This window comes from Kocuria sp. cx-455 (genome assembly GCF_057707085.1).
Genome location: NZ_JBYIPM010000001.1, coordinates 715,137 through 730,412 on the forward strand (window position 1 = coordinate 715,137; position 15,276 = coordinate 730,412).

The 15,276-nt window shown below is 64.8% G+C and carries 15 protein-coding genes; 10 read left to right on the top strand and 5 right to left on the bottom strand.

The annotated features are described in order from the left end of the window. The first annotated feature begins 5 nt into the window (after window positions 1–5). On the top strand, window positions 6–1,367 hold the full coding sequence (locus AC3ENJ_RS03270; protein WP_431813052.1) for a TrkH family potassium uptake protein: 1,362 nt from the start codon (window positions 6–8) through the stop codon (window positions 1,365–1,367). Window positions 1,368–1,392: 25 nt separating this feature from the next. Then, window positions 1,393–2,082 (top strand): potassium channel family protein, encoded by a 690-nt coding sequence (locus AC3ENJ_RS03275; RefSeq protein ID WP_431813053.1) that lies wholly within the window; start codon window positions 1,393–1,395, stop codon window positions 2,080–2,082. Window positions 2,083–2,094: 12 nt separating this feature from the next. Here the strand turns inward: AC3ENJ_RS03275 and AC3ENJ_RS03280 are convergent, their stop codons facing one another. From AC3ENJ_RS03280 to AC3ENJ_RS03295, 4 genes are all read right to left on the bottom strand, one after another. After that, on the bottom strand, window positions 2,095–3,135 hold the full coding sequence (locus tag AC3ENJ_RS03280) for a CobW family GTP-binding protein (protein WP_431813054.1): 1,041 nt from the start codon (window positions 3,133–3,135) through the stop codon (window positions 2,095–2,097). Between the two features lie 86 nt (window positions 3,136–3,221). After that, a complete protein-coding gene (locus tag AC3ENJ_RS03285) occupies window positions 3,222–3,458 on the bottom strand; it encodes a hypothetical protein (RefSeq protein WP_431813055.1) in 237 nt (78 codons plus the stop codon). Between the two features lie 183 nt (window positions 3,459–3,641). After that, complete coding sequence (locus AC3ENJ_RS03290) at window positions 3,642–4,727, bottom strand: FAD-dependent oxidoreductase (protein ID WP_431813056.1); 1,086 nt, start codon at window positions 4,725–4,727, stop codon at window positions 3,642–3,644. Next, the gene (locus AC3ENJ_RS03295; protein ID WP_431813057.1) at window positions 4,724–5,755 is read right to left on the bottom strand and encodes an LLM class flavin-dependent oxidoreductase; all 1,032 of its coding nucleotides are present in this window, start codon (window positions 5,753–5,755) and stop codon (window positions 4,724–4,726) included. Before AC3ENJ_RS03295 ends, AC3ENJ_RS03290 begins: the two co-directional genes overlap by 4 nt. An 88-nt stretch (window positions 5,756–5,843) precedes the next feature. Between AC3ENJ_RS03295 and AC3ENJ_RS03300 the strand changes: the two genes are divergently transcribed. The 7 genes from AC3ENJ_RS03300 (at window position 5,844) to AC3ENJ_RS03330 (ending at window position 11,834) form a co-directional block, all read left to right on the top strand. Continuing rightward, a complete protein-coding gene (locus tag AC3ENJ_RS03300) occupies window positions 5,844–5,996 on the top strand; it encodes a hypothetical protein (protein WP_190782404.1) in 153 nt (50 codons plus the stop codon). A gap of 77 nt (window positions 5,997–6,073) precedes the next feature. After that, a complete protein-coding gene (locus AC3ENJ_RS03305) occupies window positions 6,074–8,896 on the top strand; it encodes a DUF4040 family protein (RefSeq protein WP_431813058.1) in 2,823 nt (940 codons plus the stop codon). After that, window positions 8,893–9,219, top strand: coding sequence for a cation:proton antiporter subunit C (locus tag AC3ENJ_RS03310; protein ID WP_431813059.1), 327 nt, complete (start codon window positions 8,893–8,895; stop codon window positions 9,217–9,219). Before AC3ENJ_RS03305 ends, AC3ENJ_RS03310 begins: the two co-directional genes overlap by 4 nt. Then, window positions 9,216–10,790: a monovalent cation/H+ antiporter subunit D family protein gene (locus AC3ENJ_RS03315; RefSeq protein WP_431813060.1), complete on the top strand. Its 1,575-nt coding sequence runs from the start codon at window positions 9,216–9,218 to the stop codon at window positions 10,788–10,790. Before AC3ENJ_RS03310 ends, AC3ENJ_RS03315 begins: the two co-directional genes overlap by 4 nt. Then, on the top strand, window positions 10,787–11,188 hold the full coding sequence (locus tag AC3ENJ_RS03320) for a Na+/H+ antiporter subunit E (RefSeq protein WP_190782408.1): 402 nt from the start codon (window positions 10,787–10,789) through the stop codon (window positions 11,186–11,188). The genes AC3ENJ_RS03315 and AC3ENJ_RS03320 overlap by 4 nt, the downstream gene beginning before the upstream one ends. Next, entirely contained in the window at window positions 11,185–11,442 is a 258-nt protein-coding gene (locus AC3ENJ_RS03325) for an MrpF/PhaF family protein (protein ID WP_431813061.1), read from the top strand. Before AC3ENJ_RS03320 ends, AC3ENJ_RS03325 begins: the two co-directional genes overlap by 4 nt. Continuing rightward, window positions 11,442–11,834, top strand: coding sequence for a cation:proton antiporter (locus tag AC3ENJ_RS03330; RefSeq protein WP_223841500.1), 393 nt, complete (start codon window positions 11,442–11,444; stop codon window positions 11,832–11,834). Before AC3ENJ_RS03325 ends, AC3ENJ_RS03330 begins: the two co-directional genes overlap by 1 nt. Here the strand turns inward: AC3ENJ_RS03330 and AC3ENJ_RS03335 are convergent. Next, entirely contained in the window at window positions 11,825–12,301 is a 477-nt protein-coding gene (locus AC3ENJ_RS03335) for a hypothetical protein (protein WP_431813062.1), read from the bottom strand. The two genes, AC3ENJ_RS03330 and AC3ENJ_RS03335, sit on opposite strands and share 10 nt — an antisense overlap. 306 nt (window positions 12,302–12,607) lie before the next feature. Here AC3ENJ_RS03335 and AC3ENJ_RS03340 point away from each other — a divergent pair, with 306 nt between their 5' ends. Beyond that, window positions 12,608–15,160 carry an excinuclease ABC subunit UvrA gene (locus AC3ENJ_RS03340; protein WP_431813063.1) on the top strand — a complete coding sequence of 851 codons (2,553 nt, stop codon included), beginning with the start codon at window positions 12,608–12,610 and terminating at the stop codon, window positions 15,158–15,160. Window positions 15,161–15,276: the final 116 nt, after the last annotated feature.

Consider the following 15,276-nt stretch of genomic DNA (forward strand, 5'->3'; position numbering starts at 1 on the left):
TCCGCGTGCCTCGCACTCACTTGCGACAACGGCCGGAGATGACGCCCGCCCGGACCGCTCGCCTCATTGTTTCTGCTTTCGTCATCGCACTGGTGGTGGGGACCGGGTTGCTCATGGTGCCCGCGTCTTCGACCGGGCCCGGGGGAACCGACCTCCTCACCGCATTGTTCACCGCAACGTCCGCTTTGTGCGTCACGGGTCTGATCACGGTGGACACCGCAACTTATTGGACCCCGTTCGGTCAAACCGTGATCCTGTGTCTCATTCAGGTGGGTGGCCTGGGCGTGATGACGCTGACCACCATGCTGGGTATCGTTCTGGCCCGAAGGTTCGGGCTCTCCATCAAATTGCTGGCCCGCGCCGAAACCAAGTCGTTCGGTGCTGCCCGCGTGAGCCACGTGGTGTTGCGCATAGTCGCGACAACGGCGGTCATCGAGGTCACTGCGGCACTTCTGCTGTTCGCGCGGTTCTCATTCCACTACCACTACTCCCCCGGCCAAGCCCTGGCCCATGCGGTGTTCCACTCTGTTTCCGCGTTCAACAATGCGGGGTTCGCCCTCTACACGCTCAACGTCATGGACTTCCACCAGGACCCATTCATTTTGCTCCCCCTGGCCGGCTGCGTGATTCTGGGTGGCCTGGGATTCCCGGTTCTGTACGAGTTGCGCCATCATCTTCGGTTGCCGCGCGAATGGTCCATGAATACGCGGTTGGTCTTGTTGGCAACTCCCGTGTTGCTGATTGGGGGCACCGTCTTCATTGCGGTTCTTGAGTGGTCCAATCCGGGTACCCTGGGGCCCCAACCGGTGGGGTCCAAGATTCTCAATGCCTTTTTCCAATCAGCGATTGCTCGCACCGCCGGTTTCAACAGCGTGGATATCGCGCAGCTGCACCCGGTTTCATGGCTGGGCATGGATGTCCTGATGCTCATCGGCGGCGGACCCGCCGGTACCGCGGGTGGATTAAAAGTCACTACATTCGGGGTGCTCTTCTTCGTCGCGTGGACAGAAATCCGGGGCGGGGCCGCCGTGCCCGTACTGGGTAAGCAGCTGTCCCGTTCCGTCCAACGCGAGGCGATCACCCTCGTGGTGGTGGCCGTGGGCGCCGTGATGGCCGGCACCATGTTGCTCATGCTCTCCGACACCAACCTGGGGTTGGACCGTGCCCTGTTCGAGGTGATCTCGGCCTTCGCCACGGTCGGGCTGTCCACGGGTATCACCGCTTCCCTGTCACCCTTCGCGCAGGTGGTGCTCATCGGTCTCATGTTCCTCGGTCGCCTGGGACCGGTCACCGTAGCCACGGCCATTGCCGTGGGCCGCAAACCCCGGGCCTACGAACTGCCCAAAGAACGACCGCTCATTGGTTGAGCAACCTCTATTGAAAGATTGAGTCATGTTTGACAAATTTCGCCCGGGCCACCCTACTCAACGCACCGACAACGCCGTGGTGGTGATCGGGCTCGGCCGCTTCGGTGGCTCACTGGCCATGGAACTGATGTCCCGGGGCACCGATGTCATGGGCATCGACGTGTCCGAGTCCATCGTGCAGTCCTTCAACGGCAAACTCACGTCGGTCATCCGCGCCGACGCCACGGATGAGGAAGTCCTGCGGCAGTTGGGTGTGGACGAATTCGAGCGCTCGGTGGTGGGAATCGGATCGGACATCCAAGCCAGCATCCTGGTGAGTTCTCGGCTGTTGAAGTTTCAATGCCCCGAGGTGTGGGCAAAAGCAATCACCGCCCCGCACGCGGAGATTCTCGAGCAGCTGGGCGTCCACCACGTGATCAACCCCGAACGGGACATGGGTGTGCGGACCGCGCACCTCATTCAGGGAGACGTCCTGGACTTCGTGCCCATTGATCAAGGGTTCGCAATGATCCGTTGCAATGCGCCCGCGTCCGTTCAGCAGCGTCCCATGGACCTGCTGGACGTACGACGCCGCTTCGGGGTCGCCGTGGTCGCGGTCTGCCGCCCGGGCGGCACGTGGGAGCCCACTGAGCCGGGCACGATGCTGTACGAGGACGATCAGATCCTGGTCACGGGCCCCACGGAGCAGGCCGAACGCTTCTCGGCCATGGGCTGAGTCCTCGTCACCTCAGGTACGAAATCTTGTGAGCCGCCGCAGCTGCGCTGCGGAGGCCGGCGGCGTCGTCAGCGGAAGGCAGACCGAGGCCAGTCTGGTCTGAAGATCCGCCCGATCCAGGTCCAGGCCGATGGCTACGAGCGACGACGCGAGGGGCTCGTCCTGACCTCGGGCCATCGCTTCCACAGTGACGTACCCCGCAACCGAATGAACCGCGAAGCGTTGCGGGCCCGAGCTGGTGGCGACATCAACGATCGCTTTGACCCGATACACGGACTCCGGCGGGTCCAGCGCGAACTCGGAAAGTGCCACGGGGTCAACCGTGCCATCATGTTCCACCGTCACCGACTGGTGGTGCACGTGGTGGTGGGAATGGCCGTCTTTCGAGTGGGACTCCCCCAGCGTTTCCCCGGGGTTCCACAGCGCCAGCTGCCCGAATTCGAGTTCTTCGGATTCGCCGGCGTCCACGAACAACGCGGGGTCGAATACACCGTGCGGAGCCTCGATGATCATGGCGTGGGGGTTGGCTCGGTGAATTCTCCTCTCGAGGGCTTGCCTGGACCCGGGGTCCGTCGCCAGGTCTGTCTTGGTCAACAGGACAACGGCGGCCGCCCGCACGTGCTGCTCCAGATCCCACCCGGCAGCCTCAGCCTCGGGGACATGAACGGCGTCGACAACCTCGATCAGGCCCCCGAACCGAACCCTTGGCACGCGCGAGTCCATCACGAGGCGCAAGAGCGCCGGCGGCTCAGCCACACCGGAGCCCTCAATGACGATGGCGTCCAGGCTCAGGTCGGGGCGGGTAAGTTTCTTGAACGCCTGGTCCAATTGATCGGGATCGGAAATGCAGCACAGACAGCCGCCGGCCACCGATACGGGCTCGTCCACCTGGCCCGCGACCAGGGCGGCGTCAACGTTCACGTCACCGAAGTCGTTGATGATCACCCCGATCCGCGCCCCACTCGCGGCGAGGAATCTGTTGAGGACCGTGGTTTTCCCCGCGCCCAGGTAGCCGGTGAGGATGAGAACGGGAATGCGCGCGGTGCCGGGCAACGGGGCGGTACCTCCTGATGAGACGGTGGGGGTCGCCAGTGTAGCCCGCGAGCGCATTACACAGGATCTGCGGTGGAGCCGCCGGATCAGTAGCGGTACGTGATGCTGAAGGCCCAGCCATTGCCGTTGCGGTGACAGCTTTCCGAGACACGGCTCCACGATGACGTCATGGAGCGTTGCCACGAAATGCAGTCGGCGTAGCTGCCGCCGGTCCAGTACGTAGCCGTTCGAGCTGCACTGGCGGGGGCGAGAGAGGCCGCGAGCAGACCAATGGCCAGGGCGGTTGCGGTCACACCGCGGGTGAGCATCATGCGGGGGGACATCTGTTGCTCCTTCGCTGAGAAAACCGCCCGGATGGCGGCCAAGTACCCGCTATCGTACACACGTGTGACGTAGGTCTCATGGACCAATGGGGTCGCCCTTCGAATTACAGCTGTCCCGGGAAACCGGTGTGATGGTGGGGAACTTGCAGCTGGGACCTGACCTCAGATGGAACTGCTGCTCGATCAGGCGACGCCTTGAGCTGCTTTTCGGGTATTGAGGGCTTTGACGACGCCTCGCGCTGCCGTTCTGCCCGCGCGCGTGGCTCCCAGCGTGGAGGCGGACGAGCCGTAGCCCACCAGGAACACGCGGGGGTCCGCGTCTGCCCGCACGCCCTCCGTGCGGATTCCGCCACCGTGCTCGCGCAACTGCAGCGGCCCCAGGTGGTCGATCGAGGCGCGGAACCCGGTGGCCCACAATAGGGCGTCCGCGTGCACTTCTTCGCCGGTTGCCAGCAGCACCCCGTCCGGAGTCAAAGACGTCATCGGCCCAGCGGAGACCAGGATTCCCTGGTCGATCCCCCGCTGATACTGCGAGGTCAAGGGCAGACCGGTCACGGACACCACGCTCTCGGGTGGCAGCCCGGCGCTGGTGCGTTCGCGCACGCGCCGTTCCACGTCTCGGCCCCATTCCGAGTCGAAGGACCGCGGTTCGAACACGGGTTCGCGGCGCGTCACCCACGTGGTCGACGCGCCCGCCTCATGCAGTTGCCACAGGAACTGCACGGCGGAGGTGCCGCCACCGACCACCACCACGTGCTGACCGGCGAACTCGGATGCGGACCAGAAGTCCCGGGTGTGCAACTGCCGCCCGCGGAACTCGGAACGCCCCGGGTACCACGGCCAGAACGGTTTATCCCATGTGCCGGTCGCGTTGATCAGGTACCGCGTGCGAAAGGTGCCGCCGTCGGTGCGAACGATCAGAGCGGCGTCGCCGGCGTTGCTTTCGGACACCACGGAAGAAACCCGCGCCGGACGGATGACCGGCAACGAAAATCGCGCCTCGTACTCCTCGTAGTATCGGGTGACAACGGACGACGCCGGTTCGGTGGGGTCCGGCGTGCCCAGCGGGAGACCGGGCAGGTCGTGGATTCCGTGGGCGGTGCCGAACGTGAGGGAGGGCCATCGGTGCCGCCAGGCACCGCCGGGACCGGGATTGGCGTCGAGCACCACGAAGTCCTCGTGCGGGCGCAGCCCGGCCTTGACCAGGTGATAGGCGGCGGACAAACCAGCCTGACCGGCACCAATGACCACCACATCCACCGTGTTCATTCGGACAGCATGTCCTTCACGAGCGGCGCGACCTTGGTGCCGTAGAGCTCAATGCTCTTCATGATGTTCTCGTGGGACAGCGGACCCGTGCTGACCTTGAGGTCGAACCGGGACGCGCCCAGGGCCTTGATGCCCGCGGCAATCTTGCGCGCTACGGTCTCCGGGGAGCCCACGGCCATGGAACCGTGCGTGACCTCGTTCTCGAAGGACTCGCGCGTGGGTGCCGGCCAACCGCGCTCGGCACCGATGCGTCGCGTGGAAATAACGTACGGCTTGAAGAATTCCGCCATGGCCTGCTCATCGGTCTCCGCAACGTAACCGTAGGAGTGGTAACCCACGGGATTGGTCTCGGTGTGCCCGAACTCGGCGAGCGCGCGGCGGTACAGGTCCGCGAACGGGGTGAAAGCATGCACCGGGCCGCCGATGATCGCGAGCATGAGCGGGATGTCGTAGTGGGCGGCACGCACCACGGACTGAGGGCTACCGCCCACGGCGATCCACGACGTCAACGGCCCGTGCTCCACGGGCGGGTAGAGGCTCACGTTGGCCAAGTTTTGCGTGTGCTTACCGGCCCAGCTGAGCGGCTGCTCCGTACGCAGCTTCGCGAACAGGGCGAGCTTCTCCTCGAATAGTTCCTCGTAGTCCTCCAGGGCGTAGCCAAACAGTGGGAAGGACTCGGTGAAGGAACCTCGGCCCAGAATGACTTCCGCGCGGCCATTGGAGAGCGCGTCCAGTGTCGCGAAGCGTTCGTACACGCGGACGGGGTCATCGGAGCTGAGCACGGTCACGGCTGAGCCAAGATGAATGTTTTTGGTCCGTGCGGCGATGGCGGCCAGCACCATCTCGGGAGAAGACACGGCGAAGTCATCGCGGTGGTGCTCCCCCAGCCCAATGAAGTTCAACCCCACCTGGTCCGCGAGCACACCTTCCTCCACCACGTTGCGCACCACCTGGGCGTGCGACAGCGGATTCTCGTGGGCATCCCAGGTCACGTCTCCGAACGTGTCAATGCCAAGTTCAATGGTCATGCCATGGGAACACTGTGGACGCGTCAAGTATTCCGGCCGGCTGAGACCCCCGGGCAGTCTGGGCCACAGGACTGCTAGGATCGTCAGGATGTCTTCTCAGCACCCGTTCATCCCCGCGGCCTTCGAGCCGACTTTCTGGGTGCTCCCCGTTTCCCTGGGGACCAATGGACAGGTTTCATCGTGGGGCGCTAATCAGGCCGGCGCTCCGCCTTCTTACGCGCTCGCGTTACCACTGGCCTGAACTCGTCCGGCGCATTGCGAGGGCGATGTTCACCTTCTGGCCCGCCCATGTTCTGATGCCCGGACCAAGGTGTTTTCTTGCTACTCACATGTTTAATTCTTGCGCTGCTCACCTGCGTCGCCTCGCCCCTGATCACTAAGGTTTTGGGCCGCAATGCGGGCTGGGTTCTCGCGCTCCCGCTGTTAGGCGCGGCCCTGCTGGCCACATCCGCATTCGCCGACGCCGCTCGCTCCGGTTCCGCCGACAGCTCGGGTTCCCCGGTGGTCGCGCAATGGGTCCCGTGGATGCCCACGGTGGACGTCGGCTTGGGCCTCCGCTTGGACGGCCTGGCTCTGGTGTTCACGCTGCTGGTGTTGGTCATCGGCGCGCTGATCATGGTTTACTCAACCCGCTACTTAGAGCCCGGCGGAAAGCACGGCACGTTCTATCTCCTCATGACGGGTTTCGCCGCGGCCATGCTGGCGCTGGTGCTCGCCGACGATCTGATCGTGCTCTATGTTGCGTGGGAAGCCACCACGCTGTGCTCGTTCTTCCTGATCGCCCGCTCCGGAGCCGGTGCGCGCGAACCCGCGATCCGCACGTTACTGGTCACGGTGGCCGGTGGTCTGCTGCTGCTGGCCGCGGTGACCGTGATGATCATTGCCACGGGGACCACTCGGTTGAGCGAGATCCTGGTGGATCCCGTGTGGTCCGTCAATGGGGCACTGACCACATCGGTGGCCGTGCTGATCGCCCTAGCTGCCTTCACCAAGTCCGCGCAGTTCCCGTTCCAGGCGTGGTTGCCGGACTCCATGGTGGCCATCACCCCCGTCTCTGCCTACCTGCATGCCGCGGCCATGGTGAAGGCCGGCATTTACTTGCTGCTGCGCTTCTCCCCCGTGTTCGCGGATGTCTCCGTGTGGAACGTCATGCTGGTGACCGCCGGCCTGGTCACCGCGCTGTTCGGCGCGATCGCGGCCCTGCGCCGTTACGACCTCAAAGAACTGCTGGCCTACTCGACCATGAGTCAGTTGGGACTGTTGGTCACAATGATCGGCATCGGCACACCCGAAGCGCTGAAGGCCGCGGTCATTCACACAATTGCCCACGCGCTCTTCAAGTCCGCGCTGTTCATGATCATCGGAGTGATCGACCACAGCGCCCACACCCGGGACATCCGCGAGCTCGCCCCCGTGAGGCTGCGGATGCCGGTCACTGCCACGGCGATGGGGCTGGCCGCCGCCTCCATGGCCGGGGTGCCGCCACTGCTCGGGTTCGTGAGCAAGGAAACCATGCTGAAGGCGTTTCTCGACGCGCCGGGTCCGGTGTGGGTTCCGTGGGTCGTCACCGCCGCGGCAGCCGTGGCCTCGATCTTCACGTTCGCCTACTCGGCACGGCTGGTCCTGGGCGCATTCGGTGGCCGAGCAGATCGCTCGAAGGATTCCCACCACGTGGTCCGCGAAGTCTCCCCCGCGTTCTGGGGTGCCCCGGCACTGGGCGCGGCCTCCGGACTGGTGCTGGGAGTGACCCCGTTCCTGCTGGACGAACTCGTCACGGTGGGCGCGACCGCGGCCGCGGGTGAAGAGGTGGCGGCTCACTTCGCCCTGTGGCACGGCCTTGTCCCCGAACTGTTCGTCTCCCTAACCGTGATCGCCCTTGGAACCGTTCTCGTTCTCGCCCGCCACCGAGTCCACCGGGCCATGGAACCCTACGACTTCCCAATGTCCGGACTGGACGTCGTGGACACCGCGAGGGAACAGACCATCCGGTTGGGCGGCGTCGTCGGCGGTTGGACCGGAAGTATCGCCCCGCGCAGGCACCTGAGCATTCCCGCCGTGGCGTTGATCGCGATCGCGGCGATTGCCGTGCTGACCATCGATGACCTACCCGCCGTGGTGGACGATCCCAGCGATCCGCTCGACTGGGTGCTCGTGGTGCTCATTGCGTGCGGCGTGGTGGCAATGATGCAGGCCAAGACGCTGATCGCCGCGATTGTGGTGACCGGTGTGGTGGGCTTCGGCATGACCGTGTGGTTCTTGCAGCTGGGCGCCACCGACGTGGCCATCACCCAGCTGCTCGTGGAGATCCTGACCGTGTGCGTCATGGTCCTGCTCCTGCGCCGGCTGCCCACCACGTTCGAGAAGACTCCCCCGCGCAAACACGTGCTTCCGCTGCTGGTTGCCGGTGGTGCCGGCCTGGCCACCACCGTGGGCGTGTGGGCGCTGACCGGGCGACGGGAGATGTCCCCGGCCTCGGAGTACTACCTGACCGAGGGGTACATCGAGACCGGTGGCACCAACCTGGTCAACACCATCCTGGTGGACTTCCGTGCCCTGGACACGCTGGGCGAGCTCACCATACTGGGCGTTGTCGGCCTCACGATCGCCGCGCTGCTGCGAGCGCGCAAGCCCAGCCCGGAGCGCTCGGCAAACATTCAGGACCACTCCCCGCTGATCGACGCGCGGGACAACACCGTGTTCGTGCGCACCGCGGCCAAGCTGTTGGCGCCGATCATCGTGGCGGGTTCTCTGGTTCTGTTGCTGCGCGGTCACTACGAACCCGGCGGTGGCTTCATCGCCGCACTGGTGGGCGGCGCGGGCTTCGCCCTGGCCTACCTCGCCGCGCCATCGGACCGCTCCGCGCGCGTGCAGATGCCGTATCTACTACTCATCGGATTGGGCGTGGCCGTGGGTGTGGGAACCGGGTTCCTGGGTTACCTGGACGGATCGTTCCTGCGACCGTTGCACCCCGAGATCTTCGAGTACCAGACCACCACCGCGCTGGTCTTCGACGTGGGCGTGTACCTGGCCGTGATCGGCGTGATCCTCGCGTCCTTCAACCTACTGGGCCGCCCGCACGCGAACACTCCCGCAACCACGCCAACAACCCCGAGGAATTCGGACGAGGTGAACACACGATGACCGTTGCCATGAACGCCGGCCTACTCGTCTTCGGGGCCGTGTATTTGATGATGAAGCGCGAAATGCTGCGCGTGATCCTGGGATTCATCCTGCTGGGTCACGCGGGCAATATGGTGCTGATGGCCGCGGGCGGGGCCTCCCGCCGGGACCTTCCGTACGGCGCCCCCGGGGACCTGTCCACCGTTGCCGATCCGCTGCCCCAGGCGTTCGTGCTGACCGCGATCGTGATCGCCTTCTCCATCACGATTGTCATGTTGGTGCTCGCGGTCACGGGCAATGAGGACGATGACACCGCCGCCACCGCCCGGGAGGTGCAAGAGTGAGCGCCGCTCTGCTTCCCCTGTTCGTGGCGGTCCCACTCATGACGGCCGCGCTGCTGGTCATCGCGGGCGACCGCCGCACGGTTCATGCCGTGGGCCTGCTGGGCACCATGATCGCCGCCGTGGGTGCTGCCGTGGCGCTTGTATTCGAGTTCCGGTCCGGCGGTGCCATGGCGCACGGGGTCAGCTCGTGGCCGTTCGGCATTGCCATCCCGTTCGTGGCCGATATGTTCACCGCGCTCATGCTCGTGGTGACCGGTCTGCTCACCATTGTGTGTTCGTGGTTCGCCATTGCCTCAGGACGTGCGGCCAATGTGTACTTCGCCCCGCTCGTGCTGGTGCTCACCGCCGGTGTGAACGGCGCCCTGCTGACCGCGGATCTGTTCAACTTGTTCGTGTTCATCGAGGTCATGCTCCTGCCCTCCTACGGGTTGTTCGTCCTGGCCGCCCGGCACAAGGGCACTTTGCAGCAAGTGGCCGGCGCGCGCCTGTACGTGACGCTCAATCTCCTGACCTCCACCGTGTTCCTGATCGGCGTGGGATTCATCTACGGCACCGCGGGCACAGTGAACTTGGCTGAGCTCGCGGGGCTCGCGACAACGGAGCCCACCGTGGCTATTTCCGGCGCTGTCTGCCTGTTCGCCCTGGGGATCAAGGCCTCGGTGGTACCGGTGCACGGGTGGCTCGCCGCGGCCTACCCCGCGACGTCCCCCGCTATCACCGCGCTGTTCTCCGGTCTGCACACCAAGGTCGCCATTTACGGCATCTACCGCGTGTACGCCGTGCTCTTTGACGGTGATTCCCGCTGGCTCTGGATCGGCGTGACGTTGTTCTGCCTGACCATGGTCATCGGCGTGTTGGGCGCGGTCGGTGAGAAAACCACGCGTTCCATCCTGGCGTTCCACATGATCAGCCAGATCGGGTACATCCTGTTGGGTGTCGCCCTGTTCACACTGGCCGGGCTCACCGCGGGCATTTTCTACCTGTTGCACCACATGATCGTGAAGGCCTCGCTGTTCCTGTCGACCGGTGCGGTCGAGGTCCGCTACGGGACCGGTGAAATCGGCAAGCTCTCGGGCATCGCCAAGCGAGAGCCGGTCATCGCGGTCGCATTCTTCATCGCGGCCCTCTCGCTGGCAGGCCTCCCACCGTTCTCGGGTTTCGTCGCGAAGTTCACGCTGATCCTCGCCTCGGTCGAGGCGGGTCAGATCGCCGCGGTCGTGGTGATGCTCCTCGTCAGCCTGGTCACGTTGCTGTCCATGCTCAAGATCTGGAGCGGCGTGTTCTGGGGCAATTCCACGTCCTCACTTTTTGACTGCGACGACGCTCCCGCGGTTTCTTCCGCTCCCTCGCCTCTTGGCGGGGTGGCCACGAAACAGGCACCGGCGGCGTCGTCGACCGTCGTGGCCGAGCGGCCGCGGATCGGTATGGGACTGGCCGGACCGGCCGTGGTCACCGCAGCGATCACGCTGGGGCTCGGCCTGGGGGCCGAGTTGCTGCTGGGTCTGTCCGCGGTCGCGGCCGAAGGATTGCTCGATACCACGACGTACGTACAGGCGGTGATGGGTTCATGAGCTGGTTGACGTGGCCATTGAGATGCATCGGATTCTTCTTGTGGTTCGCCAAGGAAATGGTGACCTCGAGCGCGGCCGTGTTGAAGGACAATCTGACGCCCGGGCAGAACTCCACGCCGGGTATCACCGCGTTCGACAGCCAATGCCGCAACGATTACGAAATCACGCTGCTTGCAGCTCTTATTACGTTGACTCCGGGGACGCTCACGCTGGGGTTGAATTCCGATTCGGCAGTGTCGCCGGCAGATGGGGCCAGACCGGCTCCGGCCGAAACAGGCACGCTGACGATCTACGTACACGGCATGTATGCGGGTAACGCCGATGCCATGCGAGAGGAATTGCGAGACATGGAGACTCGGATGCTCCGCGGGATTCGCAGGGAAGGAGCGCCGTCATGATCGGTGTGGACGTAGGAATTGTGATTATTGGTCTCGCGTGTCTAGCGTCCGCGTACCGCGTTCTGAGGCGCCCCACCCAGGCCGACCGCGCCGTGGCCGGTGACCTGTTGCTGTTCGGTTTTGTGGGTCTCATCGCGTTGTTCGGCATCCGAGCCGCCAATGAGTACACGTTCGACATCGTTCTGGTGGCCGCGCTCGTGGGCTTCCTGAGCGCTTTGTCCCTCGCCCGAGCTTTGACGAGGGGGAAGCGCTGATGGATCTTTTGTCGATCGTTGGAAACATCACCATCGTGACCGGTGCGTTGGTGTTCGCAACCGCGGCACTGGGTGTGCTGCGCTTCCCGGATGCGTACATGCGCGTCTCGGCCGTGGGCACGGCGGGCGGCGTGGGCATTGTCTTGATCGTGGCCGGGGCCCTGGCACTGCAACCGTCGATTCCGAACGTGGTGAAGGTGGCGCTCGTCGTGATTGTGCACTTGGCGTCGTCGGCGGTGGGAACCATGGCCATCGCCCGCGCCACCTATATCACCCGCACTCCCCTGGAGCACTTCGAGTTCGATGAACTCGCGGACGCCACGCCGGGATCATCCACACCCGTTAACTCGCACCGATCAGGCGACCGGTGCGAGCGTCACGATTACGACTGAGTGAGCTTTGGCGCCTGCTTCAACCGCAACTCCTCCAGCACGTTCTCCTGCTCCCGAGCACGCTTGAGCAGTTCCCCGAGCTTGGACTTATCCAGGCGGTCGTCATCAACCTCCAGAAGAATTCGCCAGCCGAGTGACTTGACGTGAACAGCGGCTGAGAGTCCCTCGAGCTCGTCAACGTCCGACAGCGGCGACCGCTGGGTCACTCGCTCATTCAGCTTGAGCCGGGCGACCTTCTCCGCCGCTCGCGCGGGGAGGTCCTTGAGCTGGCTGGGCTTGACGTCGAAGGCCGCCATGATGGTTTCGAGTGAACGCTGGTCCTCTGCCACGTCGTAGGCCAGCCGCCCAACTTTCGACCGGACCTCGCGATCACCGTGGCCTTCAGCGACTCGTTTGAACGCATCCAACCCAGCCGCTGAACCCGCGTGGTGATCCTTCAAGTAGGTCTCGATGGTCTTGGTCGTCATGATGTAAGCCACCTTTCTAGTGTTTGTCCCCACCCTACGGAACCAGCATATGAGGTGACACCATCCACAGGGATGGCACGGCTGCGTCGTCCATTATTCGGGAAGTAGAAAGCCCGCGGCCGGTGAGGACCGCGGGCCTTCTTGGGTTCGTTGTCAGGCGTGCGGGGCGACGACGGCGCGCGCGGACAGGGCGCCGTCGCGCAGCTTTTCGTATGTTTAGTCCATAACCCGTAGGTTTGTAGGGGCATGTGGGTGCCACTTCCGTTCGGAGACCAGGCCGAAGACGTAAAACCCCTAGGAGGACATTTGGACTCGAGCGACGTCGTTCCCGGACACATCGCCGTTCGCGGGGCACGCGAACACAACCTGCGAGCGCTCGACGTCGACATCCCCCGCGACACCGTGGTCGCGTTCACCGGAATCTCCGGCTCGGGGAAATCCTCGCTTGCCTTCGGCACCATCTACTCCCACTCCCGCCAGCGCTACCTCGAATCGGTCTCGCCCTACGCGCGCAGGCTCATCGACCAGGGGTCCGCTCCCCACGTCCGGCTCATCAGCGGTCTCCCGCCGGCGGTGGCCCTGCGCCAGCAGCATGCGGGGAGCACTCGCTCGTCGGTGGGGACCGTATCTCGGATTTCGAACGTCCTGCGCATGCTCTTCTCGCGGTCGGGCACCTATCCCGAGGGCTACCGCCCCGCCGATCTCGCGGGCACCTTCCCCCGCGACGCCGCTCCCCTGGATTCGGACAGCTTCTCCCCCAACACCGCCGTGGGCGCCTGCCGCACCTGCTCGGGGATGGGGCGTCTCCTCCTGGTCGACATCGACAAACTTGTCGGGGATCCCTCACTCAGCATTGACGACGGCGCCATTGTCGCGTGGCCCGGCGCGTTCGGTGGCAAGAACAACCGGCGCGTCCTGCGGGTGCTCGGCATCGATATTGACGCTCCGTTCGAGTCACTGCCCGCCGATACCCGCGAGTGGGTGCTCACCACGGACGAGCAACCCACCGTCCGCGTCGATGATCGCTACAACGGCACGTACATGAGCCCCAAGCGGTGGGTCGAGCATACCTTTGCGGATTCACCGTCGGCCCGGATGCGCGCGACGGCCGCGTCGTTCATGACGGACCAGCTGTGCCCCACGTGCCATGGAAAGCGACTCAATCCGGAAGCACTCGCGGTCATCATCGCCGGCATGGACATCGCCGACGCCGCTCGCCTCCCCCTTGTCGACCTCGCCTCGTTCCTCGACGACGCTCGAACCCACCCTGCCACCGATGAGCTCTCCGTGGAACGCCGGCAGGCCGCCCTCGCGCTCATTGACGTCCTTCAGGACCACATCAAGACCATGATCGACATTGGGCTCGGTTACCTTGAGACCGCGCGGCCCACCTCGACCCTGTCGAGTGGTGAACTCAAGCGTCTGCACCTGGCGACCCAGTTGCGCAGCGGACTCTTCGGCGTCCTCTATGTGCTGGATGAACCCTCGGCCGGGCTCCACCCGTCCGACCTCGAACTGCTCCTCGGTGCACTCAAACGACTCAAGGACGACGGCAACACGGTCTTTGTCGTGGAACACAACGCCCAGATCATCCGGACTGCGGACTGGATCGTGGACCTCGGTCCGGGTGCGGGACGCTACGGCGGACAGGTGCTGTACAACGGTCCGGCGGAGGGCCTGAACTCGGTCGAGGACTCCGTTACGGCTCGCTATCTCGGGCCGAACGCCCCGCAGCCGCCGGGCGCTAAAACTACTCGAGAGCTCAGAGACTGGATTGAACTGCACGGTGTCACGGGGCACAATCTCTCCGACGTGGACATCCGGCTCCCGCTGCGCGCGTTTACGGCGATTAGCGGGGTCTCCGGATCGGGCAAGACCACCGTCCTCACGGCTCTCGCCAACGCGGTACGCGCCCAGCTCGACGCGGGTGACGTTCAGCCGAATGAGGAACGAAACTCCGACGCCGTCGAGGTCGCCGAAGAACTCGTCAACGGCGCTCCCGTGTGGGACCTGGGCAGCGACCAACTCGAGACCACGTCCACAACGGGGCTGGACGCCGTCGACCGCGTGATCCTCGTCGACCAGCGCCCCATCGGGCGGACCTCCCGCTCGACCCTGGCCACCTACACCGGGCTGTTCGACGGCGTTCGTAAGCTCTTCGCCGCGCAGCCGGAAGCCAAGGAGCGCGGCTTCGGTGCCGGTCGCTTCTCCTTCAATCAGCCGGAGGGGCGGTGCCCGACCTGTCTCGGTGACGGCGAGGTCAGCATCGAGTTGCTGTTCATGCCCACGGAGACGGCGCCGTGCCCCGATTGCCACGGCCAGCGGTACAACTCCGAGACTCTGGAGGTCACCTATCACGACCGGACGATCGCGGATGTGCTCGCCATGACCGTCGATGAGGCGGCCGACTTCCTCAACGACGTCCCCAAGGCAGCCGCAATCCTCACGTTGCTGCAGAACATCGGTCTGGGCTATGTCAGTTTGGGTCAGAGCGCGCCAACCCTTTCCGGTGGTGAGGCCCAGCGCATCAAGCTCGTCTCGGAGCTCCACCGCTCATCACGCGGTCACAGCCTCTACATCCTGGATGAGCCCACGACCGGACTTCATCCCGCGGATGCCGACCTGCTGGTCGCGCAGCTCCAGTTGCTGGTGGACTCAGGCAACACCGTGGTCATTGCCGACCACGATCTGCGGACCCTCAGCGTGGTTGATTGGATCGTCGACATGGGTCCGGGCGCAGGATCCGACGGTGGCTCCGTGGTGGCCGCGGGGACTCCCGCCGAGCTAACGACTCACAAGGACAGCCGTACCGGGGTCTACCTCGCGCGGCGTGCCGAAGAAGTCGCAGACCGCCAATAAGGTTCAGCCGGCGCAGGTGAGTATGAACGGGCGCTGACGTTTGCCGGGTAGCGAAGAAGCCCCGAAACCGTCTCCGGTTCCGAGGCCTCGCTGCCTCGCTTGCTAAGCAACCCCGC

Coding starts and splice junctions, on each gene's coding strand:
- AC3ENJ_RS03335 (WP_431813062.1), bottom strand. CDS start 12,301: ATGACGACCAAGACCATCGAGACCTACTTGAAGGATCACCACGCGGGT.
- AC3ENJ_RS03285 (WP_431813055.1), bottom strand. CDS start 3,458: ATGTCCCCCCGCATGATGCTCACCCGCGGTGTGACCGCAACCGCCCTG.
- AC3ENJ_RS03290 (WP_431813056.1), bottom strand. CDS start 4,727: ATGAACACGGTGGATGTGGTGGTCATTGGTGCCGGTCAGGCTGGTTTG.
- AC3ENJ_RS03295 (WP_431813057.1), bottom strand. CDS start 5,755: ATGACCATTGAACTTGGCATTGACACGTTCGGAGACGTGACCTGGGAT.
- AC3ENJ_RS03300 (WP_190782404.1), top strand. CDS start 5,844: ATGTCTTCTCAGCACCCGTTCATCCCCGCGGCCTTCGAGCCGACTTTC.
- AC3ENJ_RS03275 (WP_431813053.1), top strand. CDS start 1,393: ATGTTTGACAAATTTCGCCCGGGCCACCCTACTCAACGCACCGACAAC.
- AC3ENJ_RS03325 (WP_431813061.1), top strand. CDS start 11,185: ATGATCGGTGTGGACGTAGGAATTGTGATTATTGGTCTCGCGTGTCTA.
- AC3ENJ_RS03330 (WP_223841500.1), top strand. CDS start 11,442: ATGGATCTTTTGTCGATCGTTGGAAACATCACCATCGTGACCGGTGCG.
- AC3ENJ_RS03320 (WP_190782408.1), top strand. CDS start 10,787: ATGAGCTGGTTGACGTGGCCATTGAGATGCATCGGATTCTTCTTGTGG.
- AC3ENJ_RS03310 (WP_431813059.1), top strand. CDS start 8,893: ATGACCGTTGCCATGAACGCCGGCCTACTCGTCTTCGGGGCCGTGTAT.